This window comes from Variovorax sp. GW821-FHT09D07, from assembly GCF_059416345.1.
In genome coordinates this window covers 37,884-60,897 of record NZ_JBWKOY010000015.1, presented here as the reverse complement: position 1 = coordinate 60,897, position 23,014 = coordinate 37,884, and the positions used below count along the sequence as shown (strand labels likewise).

The window sequence follows — 23,014 nt, the reverse complement described above, 5'->3', positions numbered from 1 at the left end:
GGGGGGCGTTTTTCTTTGTGTTCGCAGGGTTCCGACCGATGACCAAGAGGTTCTGTTTCCGATGAGCGTCCTGCCCGATTCGCTGGCCGGCTGGCTCGTTGCCGCACTGCTGCTGTTCTGGTTCGTGGGCGCCTACAACCGGCTGGTGCGTTTGCGCGCGGCCGTGCTCCAGGCCTACGCCGTGCTCGACGTGGCGCTGCGCAAGCAACTCGATTTCGTCCAGGCCAGCATCACCGCCGCGCCCCGGCCCGAGTCGCCGCCCGAAGGCGCGCCCACCGTGGCGCCGCTGCAGGCCGCCACGACGCAGCTCGCGACCCTGCTCGGCGCGACGCGGGTGCGCCCGCTCGACCCGGGCAGCATGGCGGCGCTGGCCACCGCGCTGCAGGTGCTCATTGCGGCATGGCGGCGCCAGTACCCGGGCGCGGTCACCGTGTTCGATGCGGACGGCACGCTCTCGCGGCCCGCGCCGCTGATGCCCGGCCTGGGTGGCGCGTCCGATCCGGCCGCGCCCATCGCCTGGCCCGAGCCGTCGGCGGCGGCGGAAATCGCACGCGGCCAGTTCAACCAGGCCGTGGCGCAGTACAACGCGGGCATCGCCCAGTTCCCGGCGTTGCTGGTGGCCTGGATCGTGCGACTGCGGCCCGCGGCCCCGCTGCTGTGACCTGACCCGACCCGGCGACAGGCGGCAACGCCTTCGTTTCCATTCCCACCGCGCGGCGTGCTGTCTTTCTCGCCCGTTACCATCGGCTCCAACTTGCCAGCAGATCTTTCCTCCGACCCCTCTTCGGGCAGCGCTTCCTCGGCGCCGCAACAACCGCCGCTCTGGCGCCAACTGCAACTGACCGCAGGGGCGCTGGCGTCGATTCGCGCCGGCACCTCGGGCACCGTCGCGTTCGAGGCGGTCGAGCCCGCGCTGCGCCCCGGCGTGCAGGCGCTCGGCTTCCAGGTGTTGCGCTGGCTCGGCCGCGCCGAGGCGCTGCGCCGCCACCTGGCCAAGCGCACGCCGCCGCCGCTGCCCGACGCCTTGCTGTGCACCGCGCTCGCGCTGGCCTGGCACAGCGACCACGCCCCCTACGAACCCTTCACGCTGGTCGACCAGGCCGTGGAAGCCGCCAAGCGCAACCCGGCGACGCGGGCGCAGGCCAGCTTCATCAACGCCTGCCTGCGCCGCTTCCTGCGCGAGCGCGACGAGCTCGTGGCCGCCACCGACACCGAACCGGTCGCGCAATGGAACCACCCGCGCTGGTGGATCGAACGCCTCAAGCGCGACCACCCGCGCGACTGGCAGCGCGTGCTGTCGGCCGACAACGCCCAGGCGCCGATGACCTTGCGCGTCAACGCGCTGCAATCGACGCCGGCCGCCTACCTGCTGGAACTGGAAGCGGTGGGCCTCGCGGCCACGCGCGTCGGGGCCGACGGCCTGCAACTCGCGCGCGCCCGCCCGGTGCAGCAACTGCCCGGTTTCGCCGAGGGTGCCTGCTCGGTGCAGGACGCCGCCGCGCAACTCGCGGCCCCCTTGCTGCTCGACGGCCTGCTGCCGGCCACGCCCGGCGCCGCGCCGCTGCGCGTGCTCGACGCCTGCGCCGCCCCCGGCGGCAAGACCGCGCACCTGATCGAACGGGCCGGTCCCGGCGCCATCGAGGTGACCGCGTTGGAGGTCGACGCCGTGCGCAGCCGCCGCATCGACGAGACGCTCGCGCGCCTCGGCCTGAAGGCCAAGGTGGTGGTGGCCGATGCCGGCCGCCCCGCTGACTGGTGGGACGGTGCCCTGTTCGACGCCATCCTGCTGGACGCCCCGTGCACCGCTTCGGGCATCGTGCGGCGCCATCCCGATGTGCGCTGGCTGCGCCGCGAGAGTGACACGGCCCAGCTGGCGACCCAGCAGGCGATGCTGCTGGCCGCGCTGTGGCCGCTCGTACGGCCCGGTGGCCGGCTGCTTTATTGCACCTGTTCCGTGTTCCGCGAAGAAGGCTCGCAACAAATTGATGCGTTTCTTGTACGCAACACCGACGCCCGTTTGCTGCCGTCCCCGGGACACTTGCTACCCCAAAGTGGGGCGAATGCCCGTGGCGTCCCGGACAATCCCTCTGGTGACCACGACGGCTTCTTCTACGCCCTGCTTGAAAAACCCGCGCCGCACTGACGGCCGCCGGTCGATCCTGCTGGCCGGCCTGTGGCTGGCCTGGGCCCTGTGGATGGCCCTGTTCCCGGCCGCCGCCACCGCCCAGGGCAGGCCCGGCGGCGCCACCATCACCCAGATGCGCCTGGAGCAGGCCGACGACGGCGTCTACCTGAGCGCGGCCGTGCAGTTCGAGCTGCCCACGCTGGTGGAAGACGTGCTCGACAAGGGCATCGCCATCTATTTCGTGGCCGAGGCCGAGGTCTTCCAGGAGCGCTGGTACTGGACCGACCGCAAGGTCGCCCAGGTGGCGCGCCACATGCGGCTGGCCTACCAGCCCCTCACGCGCCGCTGGCGTCTGAATGTGTCGCCGGTGCCGATCACCGGCGCCGCCGGCTTCGGCATCTCGCTGAACCAGAACTTCGACAGCCTCGGCGACGCGCTCGAGGCCATCAAGCGCATCGGCCGGTTGCGGCTGGGCGACGCCGCCGAGATCGGCGACGAGCCGCTGCATCAGGTCACCTTCCGTTTCCGGCTTGACACCTCGCAGCTGCCGCGTCCTTTCCAGATCGGCATGGTCGGGCAGGCCGAGTGGAACATCGCCGCCGAGCGCACCGCCCGGCTGCCGTTGGAGAAGCAGCGGTGAGCAGCAAGCCGCGCAGCGGCGCCGCGGCCACGCCTGCCGCCCGCCGCTCGCGCGCGCTGCGCTGGGCCGTGGGCGTCGGCGCCGCGATGGTCACCGCCATCGGCCTGGTGCTGATGTTCCTGCTGGCCCAGGCCACCAACAACCGCGCGCTGTACGAGCGCTACTACGTGCGCCTGTTCGGCATCAACGTGGTGGTGGCCGTGCTGCTGGTGCTGGTGATCGGCTGGGTCGCGTTCCGGCTGCTGCGGCGGTTGCGCCAGGGCAAGTTCGGCAGCCGGCTGCTGATCAAGCTCGCTGCCATCTTCGCGCTCGTGGGGGTGGTGCCCGGGGCGCTGGTCTACGTGGTGTCCTACCAGTTCGTCGCGCGTTCGATCGAGAGCTGGTTCGACGTCAAGGTCGAGGGCGCGCTCGATGCCGGCCTGAACCTGGGCCGGGCCACGCTCGATTCGCTGTCCGACGACCTCGCCGCCAAGACCCGCACCGCCAGCGCCCAGCTGTCACAGGTGCCCGACGCGAGCGCGGGGCTACTGCTGGAGCGCATCCGCGACCAGCTCGAAGCCAGCGACGTGATCCTCTGGACCGGGTCGGGCCAGCTGGTGGCCAGCGCGGGCACGTCGCGCTTCCAGCTCAACCCCGAGCGGCCGACGGCGCAGCAGTTCCGCCAGGTGCGGCCCGACCGCGCCGTCGCGCACGTCGAGGGCCTGGAGGAAACCGCCTTGCCCAGCGCCACGCCGTCGAGCGCCAGCGTGCGCGCGCTGGCCATGGTGCAGCGCCCGGGCTTCGATTTCGACACCGCGCCGCGCTACCTGCAGGTCACGCGGCCGCTGCCGCCGGCGGTGGTCGCCAACGCCCTGGCCGTGCAGGAAGCCAACCGCGAGTACCAGGAGCGCGCGCTCGCGCGCGAGGGGCTGCGGCGCATGTACATCGGCACGCTCACGCTGAGCCTGTTCCTCGCCGTGTTCGGCGCGGTGCTGCTGGCCGTGCTGTTCGGCAACCAGCTCGCACGGCCGCTGCTCGTGCTGGCCGACGGCGTGCGCCAGGTGGCCGCCGGCGACCTGCGGCCCACCGCCGTGCTGCAGGGCAAGGACGAACTGGGCGGTCTCACGCGCTCGTTCGCCGTCATGACCCAGCAGCTGGCCGACGCCCGCGGCGCGGTCGAGAAGACCATGGACCAGCTCGACGCCGCCCGCGGCAACCTGCAGACCATCCTGGACAACCTGACCTCGGGCGTGATCGTGCTCGACGCCAAGGGCACCGTGCTGTCCACCAACCCGGGCGCCACCCGCGTGCTGCGCGCGCCGCTCGCCGCCTATGAAGGCAAGGCGCTGGTCGATGTGCCGGGGCTGGCCGATTTCGGCGCCAAGGTGCAGCAGCAGTTCGACGAGTTCCTGGTCGAGCGCATGCAGCACGGCCTGGACCATTGGCAGCACGCCTTCGAACTGCACGCCACCGGCAACGACCTGCCGCAGCAGGACGACGCCATCAACATCGTCGCGCGCGGCGCCGAGCTGCCGGGCGATGCGCGGCTGCTGGTGTTCGACGACATCTCCGAAATCGTCTCGGCCCAGCGCGCACAGGCCTGGGGCGAGGTGGCGCGCCGCCTCGCGCACGAGATCAAGAACCCGCTCACGCCGATCCAGCTGTCGGCCGAGCGGCTCGAGATGAAGCTCTCGGGCAAGGTGGAGCCGCCCGAGCAGGCCATCCTGGTGAAGTCGGTCAAGACCATCGTCGACCAGGTCGATGCGATGAAGCGGCTGGTGAACGAATTCCGCGACTACGCGCGACTGCCCGCGGCCGACCTCAAGCCGGTCGACCTCAATGCGTTGCTGGCCGACGTGCTGCAGCTGTATCACGCCGAGAACCTGCCGATCACGCTGCGCTCGGAGCTCGACGAGCGCTGCCCGCCCGTGCGCGGCGATGAACAGCAGATCCGCCAGGTCGTGCACAACCTGTTGCAGAACGCGCAGGACGCCGCCGAGGCCGCCGCCAGCGGCACGGGCCGGGTGGGCGAGGTCGTCATCCGCACCCGGCTGGGCGATTCGGGCCAGCGCGTGCGCCTCACTGTGCAGGACAGCGGCCCCGGCTTTGCCGAAAACATCCTCAAGCGCGCCTTCGAGCCCTACGTCACCACGAAAACAAAAGGTACCGGTTTGGGCCTGGCCGTCGTCAAGAAGATCGCCGACGAACACGGCGCGCGCATCGAGCTTTCCAACCGTGTCGTCGACGGGGCTGTGGCGGGGGCGCAAGTCTCGCTATCATTCGCGCTGGCAGGCGAACCGCGGGCAGCGGTCGCTCACACCGAAGATTCGAAATCTTCGTCCGCCTGAGTACCGGCGAATCCAGCGCATAGGGGCTGGATCGGGAGCGGATCAATACACACCAGCGCATACAACAAGCAGCACTCATGGCAAACATTCTCGTGGTCGATGACGAGCTGGGCATCAGGGACCTGCTCTTCGAAATTCTCAATGACGAAGGCCACAACGTGGAGCTCGCGGAAAACGCCGCCGAAGCCCGCGCGGCCCGACAACGCGCCCGGCCCGATCTCGTGCTGCTCGACATCTGGATGCCGGACACCGACGGCGTCACCTTGCTCAAGGAGTGGTCCACCGCGGGCCTGCTGAGCATGCCGGTCATCATGATGAGCGGCCACGCCACCATCGACACCGCGGTCGATGCCACGCGCATCGGCGCCTTCGCGTTCCTCGAAAAACCCATCACGTTGCAGAAGCTGCTCAAGGCGGTGGAGCAGGGGCTGGCGCGCGAGAGCGCGCGCCGCACCGCCGCCGGCGTGGTGCCGCCGCCCACGGGCGCCCACCAGGCCGCCGCCATCACGACCACGGGCGACAGCCTGCTGATGGCGTCGCTGGCGGCCGTGCCTGTGGCCGACGCGGGTCCGCAGTCGACCCAGAGCTTCGACCTGGACCGCCCGCTGCGCGACGCGCGCGACGGTTTCGAGAAGGCCTACTTCGAGTTCCATCTGGCGATGGAGAACGGTTCGATGACCCGCGTGGCCGAGAAAACCGGCCTCGAGCGCACCCATCTTTATAGAAAACTCAAACAATTGGGTGTGGACCTTTCCCGAGGCCGCAGAAGCGCTGTATAATTTGAGGCTGCACACAATGGCCCGGTAGCTCAGTTGGTAGAGCAGCGGATTGAAAATCCGCGTGTCGGTGGTTCGATTCCGCCCCAGGCCACCAAATTCAGTCAAAAAGCCCGACCTTCCGAGGTTGGGCTTTTTGCATTCTGGGGTCGTGTAGCGGGAATGCTGCTCCCGCTATCCGACCCGATCCCCGTTGATGTCGTCATGCCCGCGGCGCCTGCGTTCGGCCCGCGTCTTCGCCAGCGTCGCCTGGCTCTGCTTCGCCGCCGCCTCGCAGCGCGCGTGCAGCGCGATCAACTCCTTGTCCGTGAGCCGCTCGATGCCGATGAAGTCGTCCTCCGCGTCGGAGGTGCGGATCAGTTCGTCGAGCTTGGTCTGCAGGGCGACGCTGTCGCGGTTCTGCGTGTTCTGGATCAGGAACACCATGAGGAAGGTGACGATGGTGGTGCCGGTGTTGATCACCAGCTGCCACGTTTCCGAAAAACCGAAAAACGGCCCCGCGACCGCCCAGGCCACGACGACGACCACGCAGACCAGGAAGGCCGCCGGGCTGCCCGTCCAGCGTGCGACGGTGTTGGCGAAGGAATCAAAGAGTCGCTCCATGCGCGTGTCCTCCAGTCGGGGCGATGCTGCCGCGGCGGTGCGTGCGAGCGCGTCAGCCGAGGCCCGCCTCGCATGGCATCGCAATTCCCCTGAGGCTGTCGGCGCATGGCGGCGCGTGGCCGTGGCCTCGGACACGGCTTACACGCGTCGTCGGGTCGAGACGACAGGGCGCTTCCCGCACCGTGTCGACCATGAAGGCTCATTGCAGTCTTTCTTTCTCAACCCGGCCCTCGCTTTGGCGACCGGCCTTCAAGGAGCAACCACCCATGGCCAACGATACCCAGGCAACCACCGCAGACGCGGTGTCCAACGATCAGGTGATCGACGTTCTGAACGACCTTCTGGAGAACACGCGCGACGGTGAGTACGGCTTTCGCGCCTGCGCGAAGGAAGTCGACTCGGCGCAACTGAAGCCGGTGTTCGAAAGCCGCGCCTCGCAATGCGCCAGCGCGGCATCCGAACTCACCGCACTCATCCGCCAGCTCGGCGGCAAACCCGACGACGGCGGCACGGTCAGCGGTGCCGTGCATCGCGGCTGGGTGCATGTGAAGGGCGCGGTTGGCGCGAACAGCTCGCTGTCGATACTTGAGGAATGCGAGCGCGGCGAAGACGCGGCACTCGCGCGTTACCGCAAGGCCCTCAAGACCGACCTGCCGGCCGAGGTGCGCATGCTGGTGCAGCGCCAGGCCGACGGTGCGCAAGCCAACCATGACCAGATCAAGGGCCTGCGCGATCAATTCCGCAGCGCCAAGGGCTGACCGGCCGGCACCTCGGGATGCCTTCCTCCATGACCGGTGACAGCCACGCGCCCGCCATGCCCGGTGCGCCGTCCGTGACGGAAGTTGCGGACGGCGTCGGCGAGCGCCTTCTCACCTTCAGCTACCTCGGCTGGTGGTTTTCGTGCGCCGCGCAGCAGGTGGACGATCAGACCTTCAGGCCGGTGGTCTTCTGCCGCGCCTATGGGGGCGGCGACGTCGAAGGCGCGGAGCAGCGCCTGCCGTCCGACACGGACAACGTCGCGTACGGCAGCGAAGCCGAGGCGCTGCGCCACGCCGAGCAGCAAGCCATTCGCTGGGCGCATGACCGCACGGGCGACGGCCAGGGCCGATTCTGATCACGCAGCTCGGATGAGCGCGATCGTCGCGTCGTCCCGCGAACCGTTGAAGTACTGCGCCAGCACATCGCCGAACACGGGGGCTTCAGGCGCCACGATCTCGAACAGCGTCATGCAGGAGCGCAGCTTGAGGTCGTCCGGCGAGCCGAAGACCTGGTGCGCATCGCTGCCGGGCAGGGCGCGCACCAGCTCCGCGCAGTGGCGCAGTCGCTCACCGAGCACGGCGTGCTGCCAGTACGCCGCCGCCTCGGCGATACCGTCGAGGCCGAAGAACTGCGCGGTCGCACTGCGGCCCAGCGCCTTCAGTTGCGGAAACACGAACCACATCCAGTGCGTGCGCTTGCGTCCCGCCGCGAGTTCCGCGCAGACCTGTGCGTAGACGGGCTCTTGCGCCGCCACGAAGCGTTCGAGGTACCAGTCGATGGTCATGTGTGTCATGCGCCCGGTGTGGTTGCGGTCGCCCGATCATGCTGCAACCGCGGCGGCAACCGAGGGTCGAGCCAGTCCATGCGCCAGGCCAGCAGCAGCACCGCGCCGACCACGCAGGTGACGGCCAGCGCGCCCGCGAGGCCGTGCCGCTGGCGGTATGGATCGGGCGCGATGCGCTGGGCGCCCGGCGGCACGCGTGCCGTCTGCGACAGCATGCCGCCCAGGCGCACGTTGACCTTCATGCGCCCGTTGATGGCCCATCCGCTCGCGTCGAGGATCGGCCCCAGGCTGCGCTGGCGCAGCTTCAGCCACGCGATCAGCATGCTCGGTCCCGAGATCGCGATCACGATGCCGACGAGCGCCACTGGTATCCATTGCCCCAGGTCGACGAACTTGCCGAAGATGCCGACCAGCACTGCACTGAGGCTGCCCAGCGCCACGCCGATGGCGGCCACGGTGCCGACGTCGATGCGGCTGGCGGTGGGCAGGATCGGCCCGGGCTTGGCCGGCGTCTTCGTTGACGAGGCCGCTGCGTCGGTCGGTTGGTCTGCGGTGGCGACGCGTCCGGCCAGCGTCTGCAACGCGCTCTGCGAGCCGGCCTCGCTGGCGGCCGCGCGTTTCGCCACCTGCTCTTCGATCAACCGCACGAATTTCTTGTACGGCGTGAAGAAGGCCTGCGCGACGCTCGTGGGGTTCTCGATCAGCTTGGTGACGGTGGCGTCCCAGTCGCGGCCCTGGCGGTCGTAGAACACGCCGTTGCGCCCGGCGAAAAGGAAGTCGACGTCGCCGGCCGTGAAGGCGGCGACGATGCTCATCTTTTCTCCCTGGCGCGTGCAGTCGCAGTACGCGAGGCAGGTCTTGGCCAGGCCGGCCAGCGCGGCGTGGCGCGCGGTGTCCTGCACCTGCACCGTGAGCTCGCAGCTGCGCCCGTCGAGGTAGAGCGTGCCCGCCTGGAAGATCGCGCCCTCGCGCCGGTAGAACGCCCTGAACGACACGAAGTTGTGCAACAGCACGCGCAGGTCGCGCTGCAGCCGCAGCAGCTTTTCGAGGTCGGTCAGCAGGCGGTTGTGGTGCTCGGCGGCCTTGTCTTCGGCAATGAGCGCGAGCAACGCATCGCGTGTCGCGAGCAGGGCGTCGATGCGTTCGCGCGGCAGGCCCGCGAGCGCGTTGTCAGGGCGTGCGGCGATCCACGCGTCGCAAGGCGCGAGCCGCTCGCGCAGCGCTTGCCACTGGGCTTCTTCGAGTGTGTCGCGTTCGCCGAGCAGCGGCGCCACCGCATCGCGCGCGAACGCGGCCATGGCCTCGGCCCAGGCGGGATTGAGGCTCGCACCGCTCAGTGGCAATGCGCGATGGGGCGTGACCGGCGCCAGCGGCAACTCGGCCACCGGCTGCACGCTCGCATCGAAGGTGTGCCCCGCGAGCGCGTCGTAGGCCTCGGGCGAGGGGTTGAGCGCCGCCACCGCCTGCACGTCGTAGGCGGCCACGCGGCAGCGCGCGAAGAAGTCGTCGACCTTCGCCGTGACCGCGCGCAAGGCCTCGGCCGCAGCCAGCGTGCGTGCGCCCAGCGGGAGCAGCGCCTCTGTGTCGCCCTGCGCATGCCAGTCGCGGACCGCTTGCGCCTCGGCCATGAAGGCTTCGGCGCGTGCGCGATCGAGGCCGGGCGTCTGTTCGTGCCGGTCGGGCGTGCTGCCGTGCGTGCGCATCGCGTCCTCGATGGTGGCGCGCAGCGCGTCGTCGGTGCCGGCCGTGGCCGGCGTGACCACGCCGTCGCCGTTGAAGCGCATCGCGGCCAGCCATTCGCCGCGATCGGCGATGTCGGCGAGGGTCAGCGTGTGCGTGTCCTGCTTGCCGAGCAGGTCGAGGATGCGCCGGCCTTCCTTCGCGAGATCGGCACCTGGCGCACGCGCGTCGTCGAGGTCGTCCAGCGACAGCGTGCCGCCGCCCGCGAGCAGCACGTCGGCGCTGCGCAGCCGCTCGCAGGCCCACTGGCAGGCCGCGATGACCTCGGGCGGTCGCACGCGACCGTCGCCGTCGGTGTCGATGAGGTCGAGCGTGCGAGCATCGAAGTCGATGCCGCGCGTGGGGCAGGCGAGTGCGACCCACAGTTTCTGGTCGAGCTCGGCGATGCGTGCGATGTCCTCGCCGCTGCGGAACACCACCTGGTCCACGCCGCCCGCACGGATGAACTGCCAGCGGTGCGGTGTCGGGCCTGGCGAGTGGGTGCCGGGAAGGTCGGCGGGAACGGGGGCGGTGGCGGTCGTCAACGGGCTGATGTCCTTGGGATGGTCGTGCGGGATCGGGAGTGTTTGAAGAGGGGGCTGCGTGCGTCATGCACGACGCAGCGCCTTCAATTCGTGGGCGTCAGCCTAGATCGCGCGACGGGGCGGTCGTGAGGACAGACGGCGCGCAGCGATGTCGGTCGACGCCGACATCGCGACCGACGACCGCGGCATCCCACCCATGGCCAGCAGGGTCAATGCCAGGGTATTGAGCGGATGCGCCGCGCCGACTTATCCTGCGGTCGCCATGACCGCCACACGCATCGATCTCGATCTGCCCGAAGGGTGGAGTTGCTGGTTCGAACTGCAGCAATCCGCCGAAGGCGCCTGTTCGGGCAAGGCGGAACTTCGCGAGGGCAACGAGCCGCGGTGCGTGCTGGTGATTGCGCAGCAGCCGACCCGCGAGGCCGTGATCGAGCGGTTGAAGTTTCGCGCCGACTACTTCGTCGGGGAGTGGCGCATGCGGCAGCGCGAGGGTGGGGCACCGCGGTCCTGAGCGTTTGGGGGGCTTGCGACTTCTGTCGCAGACCTCCGACCCGCAAGAAGTTGCATCCCCAAAAGAAAAGCGACCGTCCGAAGCGGTCGCTTTTTTCTCTTGATGCGCGAGGGTGCCGTCGCACCCTGGATCTCACATGCGATACGACGGCGCAGGCGACGAGACAGGCACCAGCTGGTAGCCCTGCCCGTAGACCGCGCGCAGCACGTACCCGTTTTCGCGCTGCAGCGACAGCTTGCGCCGCACGTTCGTGGCGCAGGCGTCGAGCGAGCGCGTGACGGGGCGTTCGGGCGGGAGCTTCCACACCGAACTCATGAGCCAGGAGCGTGTCAGCACGTTGCCGAGGTTGCGGAACAGCTCGAGTGCGAAGGAGAACTGCCGCGGCTGGAGCGCGATTTCGCGGTCGCGGTGCAGCACGGTGTTGTTGCCGTCCACGAAGCGGTACTCGCCCCAGGTCCAGCGGTCCGTGGAGGGGGCCTGGCGCGTGGCGGCGCTCGTGTCCTGCTCCGTGTAGAGCGTGTGCATGTGCTGCACCAGCGCCTCGTTCGAGATGCGACGCAAGTCGAAGTTGGTGCCGCTGCCCAGCAGGGGCATGTCGTCGAAATAAGAGGGCAGCGCGACCACGTCGGGTTCGCCCTGCGCGGTGATGGGCAGCGCGGGCATGCCCAGTACCCAGCACACCGTGAGCAGGCTCTCGCTGCCCATGGCATCGGGTGCGGCCAGCAGCAGGTCGAAGCGGCTGCCGCGGCTCAAGGTGGACAGCAGCTCTCCGATGGTGCTGAACATCACGGGCCGGTGACCCATGGTGCGCAGGCGCTCCTGGAGCAAGGTGCTGCGCGAGCTGCTGTTGTCCAGCAGGGCCAGGGACAGTTTTCCCTCGAGGGTCATGGGATGGGTCGATTCCAAAAGACGGCGGTAACTCACAGCGGAATCAGCCAGCGACCTTGAACCTGCTTGCAAGGCGCCGAAGCTGCCTCCGCGGTGCGCGAAGAATCTTGATTCTGGTCAGGGGGTGTGCTTTTCTTGATCCGATCCTGCCGCTGGGTGATCCTTCCTTGCCCGCTTCTTGGTACGGAGCGAGCCTCTCCATGGGCTCTTACTTGTATTCGATGCTGAACGTGGCGGTGCCGTCGGCCCGGCCCGGCGTCACCTGGTTGCCGGTCTGGAAGTAGCGCGCGGTGTAGTTCAGTACGTAGTCGCCGTTCATCGAGGTGCCGACCAGCGCTTCTTCCCCGAACTTCACGGGCACGTTCTTCGCGTCGATCACCTGGATGCCCACGCCGGTCGCCAGGTTCGGCGTGCCTCGCGTGGGTCGCAGCACGCCTAGTTCGTTCGACGGGTCTTGTGCCGCGTCCATGCGCAGGTACACCGTGTTCTGCGCGTTCTGTCCCGCCTTGCAGTTGAGCTTGATGCTGAACTTGCGTTCGGCCGTGGTGCTGCCGCGGCCCTTGAAGCCGTCCTTGGGCACCTTGCCGAATTGCACCAGGATGTTGCGCGAGCCCAGGTCGACCGAACACGAGGGCGTGATGATGGTGATGCCTTCGCCCAGCAGGTTCGTCGTGAGAACCGACTGCGTGTCGGCGACGCTGTAGTACTGGGTGTAGGTGCCCTGCGCGAGCGGGCCGTTGCCGGTGACGGGCGCGGTCTTGAACAGTTCCACCTGAAAGCGGGACGCCGCGTTGAAATCGCCGAAGTCGTCGGTGGTCGAGCGCTCGTGCGGATAGTAGGAGACCGAGCTTTGGTCGAAGTAGCGCGACAGGCGGATGCCCACCCCGGGGACACTGGTGGTGAACACGTGGTCGTAGCCTGGCACGGGGGTGCCCTGCAGCATCACGCCTTTCACGACGCCGCCTTTCTTGCAGGTCCATGGCTTGTCGGTCGTGCCGGAAAGGGGCAGGGGAAAGAACTGCTGCTTGAACACCGTGCCCACGGTGGCGTCGTTGGGAATGACGACGCGGCCGATGTTCATGTTGACGATTTTTTCCACGTAGCCCTTGGTCACGTAGCACTCGGCCAGCACTGGCGAGGCGCACAGCAGCAGGCCCAGGGCCGAGGCGGCCGTGCAGGCATTCAACAGGGGGCGTCTGCTCATTTCATTCCCTTCGGTGGCGCGCTGTCTGTCGGCTGGCATTGCGCGGTCAGTTCGCGGATGGGCGGGGGGCTGGGATCGACCGGCAGGCGGTAGGGCACGTTGCACTGGTTCGCCGCGTCCTGGCCCCAGCGCACCGTGAGCTGGCCGCTGTCGCCCGCGCCCGTGACGAAGGCCTGGCCGTCCGGTCCGACAACGCCGACTTCCTGGCCGCTCTCGTTCTCGATCCGAGCGCCCAGCGGCAGTGCGCGTCCCTTGCCGTTGGTCAGCGTGATCAGCAGCCGGTAGCCCACCGAGGTCTCGAACCGCGCGGCCACCACGGCGCCGCGCGTGGGCACCACGTCCATGGCGGCGTTCTTGACTTCCACGGTGTCACCCAGGTCGCCGGTGCGAAGCGCGACGCGGTTGAGCCGGTACGGGCTGAGGTTGGGAATGACGGCGTCGCCCGCCCAATCGGTGCTCACGCCCGGACGCGATTCGAGGCCGACGCCCTGCGCCTTCGGTGCCTGCACCAAGGCCACGGTCTCGCCCAGCGGTTGCGACAGCGTCACGCCACCCGCATGCGCCAGCAGGCCGCCGGCCACGCCCGCCGTGATCTGTCCGTAGCCCGGGCCGCGCGAATGCCCGAGGTCGAAGCGGCCCACGGGCGAGAGGTAGCTGGCGCTTGCGCTGCCGCTGCTGTCGCCACCCTGGTTGGCATGCGCCGCGGTCAGGTTGTAGGTCAGGCGACTGTCGTCGAACGCCGCGCCGTAGACGCTCGCCTGCTGCACCAGTCGTCCGCCGATCTCCCGCGTGGCGGCGTACTGCGCGTGGGCGCGCGTGTCGCCCAGGGGGATGGTCAGCGTGAACATGATCTGCCGGTTCGGCGCACGGTTCAGGCTGGTGCTGTGGTTGTAGAAGAGGCTGTAGCCGAACTGCCTGTAGCTGCCCGAGTAGCCGACCTGCACCAGCCGGTCCTGGGCGGAGGTGCCCCAGTAGCTCTGCTGGCGCGCCGAGGCGTACACCGATCCCCACTCGCCGAGCTGCTGCGAGAGCTCGAAGCGCAGCTCGTTGCGCCGGCTGTGGAACGACTCCTGCGGCTGCAGGTCCTGCATCTGCACCGCCTCCTGGAAGGTGCGGTAGCCGCTGGTCGAATAGCGGTAGCCCGCCACGCGAAAGCTGGTGCCGGCGTCCAGGAAGGATTTCGAATACAGGAAACGCAGCGACTGCCCGTTGTAGACCGACGCGCCGTTCAGGGGCGTGCGATCGGTGGTTCGCGCGTGGGTCAGGTCGACCGAGACGGCGCCGAAATCACGCAGGTTCTTGCCAACCCCGACGAGCAGCGACTGGTACATGTTCGCCCCCATCAGCCCGCCGTACAGCGAGAGCTCGTTGCCCAGCCCGCGCGCCAGCGTGGCTTGCAGGAAGGCCGGTCGTGCCGCCGCGGGCGTGGTCGGCGAGGTCTCCACGCCTTCGCCATTGCGGTACCTGCCGACGGCGGCCGAGAAGCGCCACGTGCCTTCGCGCAGCAGCGTGGGCACGGCTGAGAAGGCCTGCGTGTAGCGCGTCTGCCGGCCGTCGGCCTCGGCGATGCTCACTTCGAGGTCGCCGCTCGACGAGGTGGGGTAGAGGTCGTCGATGACGAACGGGCCGGGCGCGACGTAGGTGCTGTAGATGATGTAGCCGTTCTGGCGCACCGTGACCCGCGCGTTGGTCTGGGCGACGCCGCGGATGGTGGGGGCGTAGCCCTGCTGGCTGTCGGGCAGCATCGCGTCGTCGGAGGCCAGCTGCACGCCCCGGAACGGCAGGCTGTCGAAGAAGTTGCCGGGCGTGTTGCCGTCGCCGATGCGCAGGTAGGCGTTGATCGATGCCAGGTCGCGTTGCGCATACGTGCTCACGCTTTGCCAGCGGCTGTGGCCGTCGAGGCCGCGGTTGTAGGTCGAGAAATGGCGAAAGCGCCAGTCGCCGACATTGAAGCCCGCGCGCAGTCCGGCGAAGAGCGTGTTGCGCTGCGGCTTGCGCGCGCTGTCGGCGAACGGATTGCCGTCGAAGATGTTCTGCGGCGCCGTCGGCATTGGCGCGGTGTCGCGCGTGCTGTTGCCGCTGTAGCGCGCGAAGTTCAGCTGGTAGTCCAGCATCGCGGCGGTGATGCCGCGGTCCCATTTTTCGGGGTCGACGGCCCCGCGTGCCGACCGCTTCAAGGCCGCTTGCGGAATGCTGAGCGTCAGGCGCTGCTTGCCGCCGTCGTAGGTGACGGCGGATTCGGGAATGGCGGAGGCCAGGTCGACGCAGGCGTCGTCCGGGAGGTTCGCCAGGCCGGGAAACACCGGCACGTTCAGGCCCCACGTGTCGAACATGCCGCGAGTGAGGCAAGGGGTGGCGTCGAGCTGGCCTTCCACCGCGGCGAAGCGGATGTCGGTCTGGCCGGTGCTGCGCTCGTTGAGCGAGACATCGACGAGGTACGTCCCGGGCAGCACGCGATTGCCCGTGGAGAACAGGGACAGGTCTGCGTGCGGCTGGTCGCCGCCGATGCTGAGAAATTCCGCATTGAAGTCGGCACCGCCCGACGGCGGCCGTGGCGCGGGTTGCTGTGCGAGCGCGGGCACGCTCAGCATGCCGAGCGCACCCAGCATCGCGGCGTGGAGTGCCGATCGAACCGGCGCGCGAAAGACGCAGGAGTGATGCATGGCGATTCGTCCCGGACGCGGGGTCATCACTGCTTGCTGCCGTCCGCCGGGGCGGCGGGCGGCGGCAGCAGTTCGGCCTTCACCGCCACGGGCGTGGTGCCCTGGGGAACGCGGACCTGCTCCCGGGGCGTCTCGCCGCCGTAGTCGTTGAGTGTGGTGAAGCTGACCCGGATCGCTTCGGGCATCTTCACGGCGGTCAGCGGGTAGCTGGCTTCGCCGAAGGGCGGCACCATGTCCGCGTTGATCTTCTGCTGGCCGTCGTTGATGTCCAGCGCCGTGAACGTCACGTGGTAGGCCGACGGATTGGCGACCCGCAGCACCGCACCGCGCCCCTCGGGGCCGGGGCTCACCACCCACTGCAATTGCGCGCGCGACTCTTCCGGCTTGCCCGCCAGCCGCCCCGGCCGGTAGAACAGCTTGATGCGGCTGCGCACCGCGATCTGGAGCACGTTCTCCTCCTTCGAGCGCTCGGGGATCTCCTTGACGTTGAGCCAGAACACCGACTCGCGGTCGGCCGGCAGGTTGCCGGCCACGCGCATGATGCGCAGGATGTTCTCCATGCCCGGATCGAGCCGCGACAGCGGCGGCGTGACGAGCAGCGGGGTCTTGTTCTGGCCTTCGCCGGCGTCGATCCAGGTCTGGACCACGTAGGGCGAGGTGCTGGTGTTCTTCACCGGGATGGAGGCCTCGCGGTCCTTCTCGCCGAGGATCACGCGCGTGCCACTGAGCGTGATGCCCGCACCGGCCGGCCACGGAAGGCACAGCGCCAGCAGGACGGCAAGGGTCCATCGGAAGCGGTTCTTGCTGCACATAGAAGAAATTCCTCGGCGCGTTTCCGACACATGAACCGCGCGCACCCGACCGTGCCGGCGCACCACGCAGTGCGCCCGGCGTGCGGGCAAGAAAAGAAAACGGGAGGTGGCACCTGCCGCCGTGTGTCGATCGGGCGGTGGTGCCGTGAGGCCGGGGCGGTATCGCGCCGACGCGATGCGAAGGGCTTCGGTCGGCGTGCGAGGACCGCGGATGCGGCGATTACTTGTAGGCGATCGTGAACTGCGCGACCGAGTTGGCCGGACCCGCCGTGACGGCCGAGCGGGTGGCGACGTACGCAGCCTGGAACTTGAGTGCGTTGTCGCCCTGGCCCAGGATGTAGACCGCCGACGGCGAGCCCAGCGGGAGCTTGGTGCCGGCGGAATCGCCGAGTTCGATGGCGACGCCGCTGGCGGCACCGACGCCGACCTGCCCGGCGTTGGCCAGGCGCAGGTTGCTGGCGTCATCGAGGTCGGCGGTGCCGCTGAAGGTCACGGTCGCGCCCTTGGCGGTGGCGCCGCAACCCAGCAAGTCGATGTTGAACCTGGCGGGCGTGGCCTTCTTGCCAACGACCGCGGTGCCGGCGGTGGCGCCGTCGAACACGGTGCGCGACACCTTGCCCAGCGGCACGGTCAGGTTCTGGCTGCTCGGTGCGATCGAGCACAGCGTGTCGACGATCTCGCCGGTGAAGTTCACGGTGCCGTCGGCGGCCAGCGCGCCTTGAGAGAGAACCACGGTGACCGCGACTGCTGCAGCCTTGAAAAAACTACCCTTTTGCATTTGATTTCCCTGAATTTTTAAGAATGAATAACGCTTTGCCTTTGTAAGGCGGGCGGAGTCTATTTCTTAAATCTTCTCGATGAAATGCGGAGTTTTCAGTGATTAACTTTGGTTGTGTTTGGTTGTTCGTTCTTGTGAAGAAATGGTGACATATTTCATGTGAAATACAGATCGGTGAGGCTGAAAAACTCACCGCACGTAGGCGAATGAATATGGTGACTTAAAGGAAGATCGCCGATTGAGGGTTGTCGGCGCTCAAGAAATTGCGTCCAAATTGTTAATTGAAAATGCAGATCACTCCGTCAGCCGAGTCTTTGCAAAGGTCCGCTTGAGCCGGGCCGGCGGCAACAGCTCTTGGCCAAACGGTTAATTTTCGAGTGATTTAGTTCACCTTTGAATGTCCGCAGGTCATTGGAATATCACGCGACTCCAAACGCGTATGCCTGCGGGACACATGTCGTTCATAAATTGACCTGACTCCCACGCGACCGGCGCAGGAGCACCGGCGTGACAGGGCCTCCGAAGACAAACCCCGCGCGCACAACATCCAAACCCACGTCTTCAGGAGTTCACTCGATATGCGTACCCATTTCATTGCCGCCGTTGCTTTCACTGGCGCACTCGCCCTCTCGCAATCCGCCTCGGCGGCGGACGGGAGCATCTCTTTCAATGGCGAGATCACGGGCCAGACCTGCGTGATCAACGGCGGCAACAAAGACATCATCGTGACCTTGCCGACCGTCGCCGCCAGCACGCTCAGCGCGACCGGCAAGACGGCCGGCAAGACGCCGTTCAGCATCGACCTGACCGGCTGCGCCGCCACACCCGCCAAGGTGCAGGTCCAGTTCGAACCGGGTGCCACCGTGGACAGCACGACCGGCCGCCTCATTCCCGCCCCGGGTGGGGCCACCAATGTGCAGGTCGGCCTGAGCAACGCAGACGACGCCAGCGCGATCAAGCTCGGCCTGGCGCTGTCGGCGCAGAACTCCAGGGCCGCCGACATCGTCAACGGCGCGGCCTCGCTGCGCTACACCGCCGAGTATGTGGCCAGCGGCGGCGCTGCCACCGTCGGCAAGGTCACGACGAGCGTCGTGTATTCGATCGCCTACCAGTGACGGGTTGCGCGGGTGGCCGCGGCCAGTGGCTGCCCGCATCCGGAATGACCGCTTCGGGAGAACCCATGAAGACTGCGCATGCATCGGCTGCGATGCGGACCGTGACGGCGGCCGTCGGCGCGCTCGTCCTGTGTGGCGGGGTGCAGGCGGCGGTGGTGATTGCCGCCACCCGCGTCATCTACCCCGCGAAGGAAACCGAGGTCACGCTGAGGCTTTCGAACGAGGGGGCGTCGCCCGCCCTGGTGCAGGTCTGGACCGACGACGGCAATGCCGAAGCCGGCCCTGCCGCGAAGGGCGCGCCGTTCCTGGTCACGCCGCCGGTGTCCCGCATCGATCCCACGCGCAGCCAGACTCTGCGCATCGCCTACACGGGGGAACCGCTGCCTTCCGACCGCGAGTCGGTGTTCTGGCTCAACATGCTCGAAGTGCCACCCCGTCCCGAGGGGGCCATGGCCGACGCGAACAAGCTGCAGCTGGCGTTCCGTTCGCGGATCAAGCTGTTCTTCCGTCCGCCCGGGCTGGCGGGCAAGGCCGAAGGGGCTCCGGCCCAGGCGATCTGGCGGCTGGTCGGGCGCGAGGGCGCGCCGGCGCTCGAGGTGCGCAACCCGACGCCCTATCACCTGAACCTCGTCTCGGTGGAACTCGAAGGCGACGGCAAGCGCGCAGGGTTCGACGATGGCGTGATGGTGGCGCCGGGCGAAACCAGGGAGCTCCCGCTGAAGGGTTCGTTCGATGGCCGTGCGGCCGCAGACCTCCAGCTTCGCTATCAGACGCTGAACGACTACGGCGGCGCCGTGCAAGGCAACGCCGTGCTCCCCAAGGGCGCCGCACGCTAGCGGATGGCGACGCATGAAGGCCTCGAAGAACGCCGTGCGGACCGTGCGGCGGTTGTCCCCCTGCGCGGTGGCGGCGCTTCTGGCGATGGCGGCCGGCACGCAGGTCAGGGCCGACACGCCGCCCGCCGCGACGCAGCCTGCGGAAGTGCGTTTCAACGAAGACTTCCTGCGGCTGGGCAACGGCGTGCCGCTGGACCTGAGCCGCTACAACAAGGGCAACCCCGCTGAGGCGGGGCGCTATCGCGCCGACCTCTACGTCAACCAGGTCTGGCTCGGGCGCAGCACTGTCACGCTGAAAGCCGTGGGCGCGCGCAGCGGCGATGTTGCGACCTGCTTCGACCGCGATCTGCTCGAGCGTGTGGGCATCGATCTGCAACGGCTGTCGCCCGAAGCCGTGGCTCTGTTGCCTGGTGCCGTTCCTTCGCCACGTGATTGCGTGGCGCTGGCCCAGCTGGTGCCCGACGCGACCGCGTTCTTCGACAACGGCGAACAGCGGCTCGACATCGGCGTGCCGCAGGCGGCGCTTCGGCGCCAGGCGCGCGGCCATGTGGACCCGAGCCAATGGGACGACGGCGTGCCCGCCGCCTTGCTGCAGTACGACGCCAACTACTACCGCTCGAAGACCGCAGGACGCTCGGACAGCCAGGGCTACGTGGGCCTGGTGGCGGGCGGCAACATCGGCCCCTGGCGGCTGCGGCACCACGGCAGCCTCACGACCGGCTCGGCGCGCGGCACCCACTACCAGGGCACGCAGACCTACGTGCAGCGCGCCGTCGAGCCCTGGGGCAGCCAGCTGGTGGTGGGCGACGCCTTCACCGAGGGCGCGCTGTTCGACAGCTTCGGCTTTCGCGGTGTGCAGCTGGCTACCGACGACCGCATGGTGCCGGAGTCTCAGCGCGGCTATGCGCCGCGCATCACCGGCATCGCTCGCGGCAATGCGGTGGTGCGCGTCAGGCAGAACGGCAACCTGCTGCGCGAGACCACGGTGGCGGCCGGCGCCTTCGTGATCGACGACCTGTACCCCACGGGCTACGGCGGTGACCTCGACGTCGAAGTCACCGAAGCCGACGGCAGCGTGCAGGTGTCGAAGGTGCCCTATGCCGCCGCGGTGAACGCGCTGCGTCCCGGCATCACGCGCTATCGCGTGACGGCGGGCCAGTTGCGCGATTCACAACTGCACAGCCGGCGCGCGTTGTTCCAGGGCACGGTGCAGCATGGCTTCACGAACATGCTCACGGGCTACGGCGGCGTGCTGGTTGCACGCGGCTATCGCGCCCTGGTGGGTGGGGCTGCGCTCAACACCAGCTGGGGTGCCTTCGGCGTCGACCTGACCGGCACCGCGGCCAGCCTGCCCGGGCAGGAGCGCCGAAGCGGCCACAGCGTGCGGCTGGCCTACACCAAGATCCTGGCGCCCACCGACACCCACGTCACGCTTGCGGCCTACCGCTATTCGAGCAAGGGCTACCTGGGCCTGCGCGAAGCCGTGGCGCTGGGCGAGGCCCCGGGGCCCTCGCGCGGCGACGGCAGCGGCCTGCCGGGCGGCCACCTGCGCGGCCGCCTTCAGCTCATGCTCAACCAGAACCTGCCGGGCAACATGGGGTCGTTCTACCTGAGTGGCTCGACCCAGGACTACTGGAACCGCGAGGGCCGGGACACGCAGTTCCAGGCCGGCTACAGCAAGAGCTTCGGTCGCGTGAACCTCGGGCTCTCGGCCGCCCGGCAGTTCGACCCCTTGCGCAAGCGCTGGAACAACACGGTCATGTTGACCTTCGGCATTCCGCTGGACGCCGGGTCGCGCGAGGTCTACACCACGTCGAGCGTGCAGCGCGATTCCAGCGGCGCGATCGACATGCGCACCTCCGCAGGCGGCGTGTTCGGCGAAGACAACGCGTGGAGCTACAGCCTCAACGCGAGCCACAGCCGCGGGGGCGACGGGGTGTCGACGTCGTCACGCACCGGCGGCGGCGCCACGGTGGCCCATGTCTCGCCCGTCGCCACCTGGCGCGGCAGCGCATCGGCCGGCGAAGGCTATTCGCAGCTGGGCGTGGGCGTGTCGGGCGGTGTGGTGGCCCACGGCGGTGGCGTGGTGCTCGCGCCTGCGATGGGCGAAACACTCGCCATCGTCGAGGCGACGGGCGCGAACGGCGCTCGCGTCGCCAATGCAAGCGGGTTGCGTGTCGGGCCAGGAGGGCAGGCCGTGGTGTCGAACCTCGCGCCCTTTGCGAGCAACGAAGTCGAGCTCGATCCCAAGGGCCTGCCGATGAGCGTGGAGCTGAAGTCGAGCACGCAGCGCGTCGCACCCACGGCGGGCGCCGTGGTCAAGCTGAAGTTCGAGACCTCGGGCGGCGGGCGCTCGGTGCTCGTGCGCGTCACCCTGGCCGACGGCACGCCGGTGCCGTTCGGTGCGCGGGTGACGGACACGGCGGGGCAGGAGGTCGGCACGGTGGCGCAGGACGGGCGGCTCTTGCTGCGCAGCGTGATCGCCGACGCCGCGCAGTACGAACTGGCGTGGGGCGAGGAGAAGGGGCAGCGCTGCAGCTTGCCGCTTCTGTCGGGCGCGGCGCCGACCGATGCCCCTGCGTCGCCGTGGCAGGCGGTGGACGCTCAGTGCGCCCAGTGAGGGGCGAGCCTGCCTCAAGACAACGGACAAACAAGGACACGCGATGAACTGCAAGGGATGGCTATCGAGATCGGGCAGTCGCATCATGCGCGCGGCACTGGTGTGTCTCGTCATGTGCTTGCTGGGGGTGCCTTCGATGACCCTTGCGCAAACGAAATGTGCTCCGATGGCCAATCAGATACTTGTTGTGCCAGCCACGATCGCTGTGCCTCGTGACCTGCCGGTTGGCGGGATCCTGATGGATTGGCGAGGCCTGTCTTCAGCGACGACTTCCATGTATGAGTGCACCGGGAATGCCGTTTTCGGCGCAGCAATCAGGGTCGCAGGACTGTCCAAGTCAGGCATTCAGACCAGTTACTCGGGGGCAGCGGTCAGTGTCTTCGAAACCAATGTTCCAGGGGTCGGCGTCGCATTTGCCATCGGCCTTTCAGTGCAAGGGCTTGCTTGCATGAGTGGTGTACTGGATCCCGGTGGATTGCCTTCGGCAGGCGTTGCAGGAACGGTCCAGTCGGCGCCTGAATACGGCGTCTGGTTCCAGTGCGGGCTGGCGTCGTCGACCAAGACCACGCTGGGGATTGGCCTGCGCATGCAGTATGTGAAAACCGGCCCGATCAGCGGTGGCACCGTCACTCCCTCCGCGTCGATGCTGGAATCGAGGTACAGCATCAATGGCGTTCTCAGCAAGGGAGCATGGGGAGTGACCGTGGGACCCACTGTCATCCAAGGCCCTCCGACCTGCACTGTGCAGGATGTGGCCGTTGCCCTGGGATCACACAAGAGCTCGGCCTTCAGCAGGATTGGAGCCACGGGGCCCGCGAAGGCGTTCGCGATCACGGTCACGTGCCCTTCGGGCATGCTGGTCACCGTCGGCGGCATCTCACGGCCGCTGAACATCGGATATCAATTTGCTGCGCCCGCTGGTGTGTTGGTGCCATCCAACGGTGTGATCGCGTTGTCTCCGGGGGCGACCGCCTCGGGGATCGGCGTGCAACTGAAGGACGCAGCGTCCGCAGTCCTACAGTTCGGAAAGAACTATCCTCTGACGGGCTACAACGTTACTTCGGGTAGCACCCATTCCGTCAAGCTGCAGGCCGCCTACTACCAGACCGGAGCAGTGGTCGGGCCCGGTACTGCCAATGCCGTGATGACATTCACGTTGAACTACCAGTAGCAGGCCCTTAACGCGCCCCTTGCGCATCCGGTCCGCACGCCCTCGGCACAACCCGCCATCTTGCACGCAGACAGCGCCGTCAGGTGGAGTGAATGCACTGAGAAACGCGTCACATTGCACGCTTAACATGGCTCCTTC

The 23,014-nt window shown here is 68.2% G+C and carries 20 protein-coding genes and 1 tRNA gene; 13 read left to right on the top strand and 8 right to left on the bottom strand.

All coding sequences use genetic code 11. The features are described from left to right. The first annotated feature begins 61 nt into the window (after nucleotides 1-61). From AC07OX_RS30750 to AC07OX_RS30725, 6 genes are all read left to right on the top strand, one after another. On the top strand, nucleotides 62-661 hold the full coding sequence (locus tag AC07OX_RS30750; protein WP_095743427.1) for a LemA family protein: 600 nt from the start codon (nucleotides 62-64) through the stop codon (nucleotides 659-661). A 93-nt stretch (nucleotides 662-754) separates the two neighbouring features. Beyond that, on the top strand, nucleotides 755-2,143 hold the full coding sequence (gene rsmB / locus AC07OX_RS30745; protein ID WP_495263204.1) for a 16S rRNA (cytosine(967)-C(5))-methyltransferase RsmB: 1,389 nt from the start codon (nucleotides 755-757) through the stop codon (nucleotides 2,141-2,143). 52 nt (nucleotides 2,144-2,195) lie between these two features. Continuing rightward, complete coding sequence (locus AC07OX_RS30740) at nucleotides 2,196-2,765, top strand: DUF4390 domain-containing protein (protein WP_175497139.1); 570 nt, start codon at nucleotides 2,196-2,198, stop codon at nucleotides 2,763-2,765. Continuing rightward, nucleotides 2,762-5,092 (top strand): sensor histidine kinase, encoded by a 2,331-nt coding sequence (locus AC07OX_RS30735; protein ID WP_495263205.1) that lies wholly within the window; start codon nucleotides 2,762-2,764, stop codon nucleotides 5,090-5,092. The genes AC07OX_RS30740 and AC07OX_RS30735 overlap by 4 nt, the downstream gene beginning before the upstream one ends. Nucleotides 5,093-5,169: 77 nt before the next feature. Further along, entirely contained in the window at nucleotides 5,170-5,871 is a 702-nt protein-coding gene (locus tag AC07OX_RS30730; protein WP_062480363.1) for a response regulator, read from the top strand. Between the two features lie 18 nt (nucleotides 5,872-5,889). Next, a tRNA-Phe gene (locus AC07OX_RS30725) sits at nucleotides 5,890-5,965 on the top strand. A 77-nt stretch (nucleotides 5,966-6,042) separates the two neighbouring features. On the opposite strand, the gene AC07OX_RS30720 is transcribed toward AC07OX_RS30725, so the two are convergent. Then, nucleotides 6,043-6,606: a low affinity iron permease family protein gene (locus AC07OX_RS30720; protein WP_495263206.1), complete on the bottom strand. Its 564-nt coding sequence runs from the start codon at nucleotides 6,604-6,606 to the stop codon at nucleotides 6,043-6,045. A 131-nt stretch (nucleotides 6,607-6,737) separates the two neighbouring features. On the opposite strand from AC07OX_RS30720, the gene AC07OX_RS30715 reads away from it, so the two are divergent. Then, nucleotides 6,738-7,229 carry a ferritin-like domain-containing protein gene (locus AC07OX_RS30715; RefSeq protein WP_495263207.1) on the top strand — a complete coding sequence of 164 codons (492 nt, stop codon included), beginning with the start codon at nucleotides 6,738-6,740 and terminating at the stop codon, nucleotides 7,227-7,229. A 29-nt stretch (nucleotides 7,230-7,258) separates the two neighbouring features. After that, a complete protein-coding gene (locus AC07OX_RS30710; RefSeq protein ID WP_447740800.1) occupies nucleotides 7,259-7,585 on the top strand; it encodes a hypothetical protein in 327 nt (108 codons plus the stop codon). On the opposite strand, the gene AC07OX_RS30705 is transcribed toward AC07OX_RS30710, so the two are convergent. Continuing rightward, nucleotides 7,586-8,023, bottom strand: coding sequence for a DUF1810 domain-containing protein (locus tag AC07OX_RS30705; RefSeq protein WP_495263208.1), 438 nt, complete (start codon nucleotides 8,021-8,023; stop codon nucleotides 7,586-7,588). It abuts the gene before it with no gap. Further along, on the bottom strand, nucleotides 8,020-10,278 hold the full coding sequence (locus AC07OX_RS30700) for a hypothetical protein (RefSeq protein WP_495263209.1): 2,259 nt from the start codon (nucleotides 10,276-10,278) through the stop codon (nucleotides 8,020-8,022). The genes AC07OX_RS30705 and AC07OX_RS30700 overlap by 4 nt, the downstream gene beginning before the upstream one ends. A 148-nt stretch (nucleotides 10,279-10,426) precedes the next feature. Between AC07OX_RS30700 and AC07OX_RS30695 the strand changes: the two genes are divergently transcribed. Next, nucleotides 10,427-10,789: a hypothetical protein gene (locus tag AC07OX_RS30695; protein ID WP_492733701.1), complete on the top strand. Its 363-nt coding sequence runs from the start codon at nucleotides 10,427-10,429 to the stop codon at nucleotides 10,787-10,789. Nucleotides 10,790-10,921: 132 nt separating this feature from the next. On the opposite strand, the gene AC07OX_RS30690 is transcribed toward AC07OX_RS30695, so the two are convergent. The 5 genes from AC07OX_RS30690 to AC07OX_RS30670 all read right to left on the bottom strand — a co-directional run bounded on the left by AC07OX_RS30690 (nucleotide 10,922) and on the right by AC07OX_RS30670 (nucleotide 17,134). Then, nucleotides 10,922-11,677: a winged helix-turn-helix domain-containing protein gene (locus AC07OX_RS30690; protein ID WP_095949443.1), complete on the bottom strand. Its 756-nt coding sequence runs from the start codon at nucleotides 11,675-11,677 to the stop codon at nucleotides 10,922-10,924. A gap of 208 nt (nucleotides 11,678-11,885) precedes the next feature. After that, the gene (locus AC07OX_RS30685; protein ID WP_495263210.1) at nucleotides 11,886-12,881 is read right to left on the bottom strand and encodes a fimbrial protein; all 996 of its coding nucleotides are present in this window, start codon (nucleotides 12,879-12,881) and stop codon (nucleotides 11,886-11,888) included. Beyond that, on the bottom strand, nucleotides 12,878-15,544 hold the full coding sequence (locus tag AC07OX_RS30680; RefSeq protein WP_495263211.1) for a fimbria/pilus outer membrane usher protein: 2,667 nt from the start codon (nucleotides 15,542-15,544) through the stop codon (nucleotides 12,878-12,880). Before AC07OX_RS30680 ends, AC07OX_RS30685 begins: the two co-directional genes overlap by 4 nt. Before the next feature lie 26 nt (nucleotides 15,545-15,570). Further along, entirely contained in the window at nucleotides 15,571-16,356 is a 786-nt protein-coding gene (locus AC07OX_RS30675; RefSeq protein WP_495263212.1) for a fimbrial biogenesis chaperone, read from the bottom strand. Between the two features lie 220 nt (nucleotides 16,357-16,576). Further along, the gene (locus AC07OX_RS30670) at nucleotides 16,577-17,134 is read right to left on the bottom strand and encodes a fimbrial protein (protein WP_095743456.1); all 558 of its coding nucleotides are present in this window, start codon (nucleotides 17,132-17,134) and stop codon (nucleotides 16,577-16,579) included. 578 nt (nucleotides 17,135-17,712) lie between these two features. On the opposite strand from AC07OX_RS30670, the gene AC07OX_RS30665 reads away from it, so the two are divergent. From AC07OX_RS30665 to AC07OX_RS30650, 4 genes are all read left to right on the top strand, one after another. Further along, nucleotides 17,713-18,249 carry a fimbrial protein gene (locus AC07OX_RS30665; RefSeq protein ID WP_495263213.1) on the top strand — a complete coding sequence of 179 codons (537 nt, stop codon included), beginning with the start codon at nucleotides 17,713-17,715 and terminating at the stop codon, nucleotides 18,247-18,249. Between the two features lie 65 nt (nucleotides 18,250-18,314). Next, entirely contained in the window at nucleotides 18,315-19,085 is a 771-nt protein-coding gene (locus AC07OX_RS30660; protein WP_495263214.1) for a fimbrial biogenesis chaperone, read from the top strand. A gap of 13 nt (nucleotides 19,086-19,098) precedes the next feature. Continuing rightward, the gene (locus AC07OX_RS30655) at nucleotides 19,099-21,705 is read left to right on the top strand and encodes a fimbria/pilus outer membrane usher protein (protein WP_495263215.1); all 2,607 of its coding nucleotides are present in this window, start codon (nucleotides 19,099-19,101) and stop codon (nucleotides 21,703-21,705) included. Between the two features lie 166 nt (nucleotides 21,706-21,871). Next, on the top strand, nucleotides 21,872-22,876 hold the full coding sequence (locus AC07OX_RS30650; RefSeq protein WP_495263216.1) for a fimbrial protein: 1,005 nt from the start codon (nucleotides 21,872-21,874) through the stop codon (nucleotides 22,874-22,876). The last annotated feature ends 138 nt before the right edge of the window (nucleotides 22,877-23,014 follow it).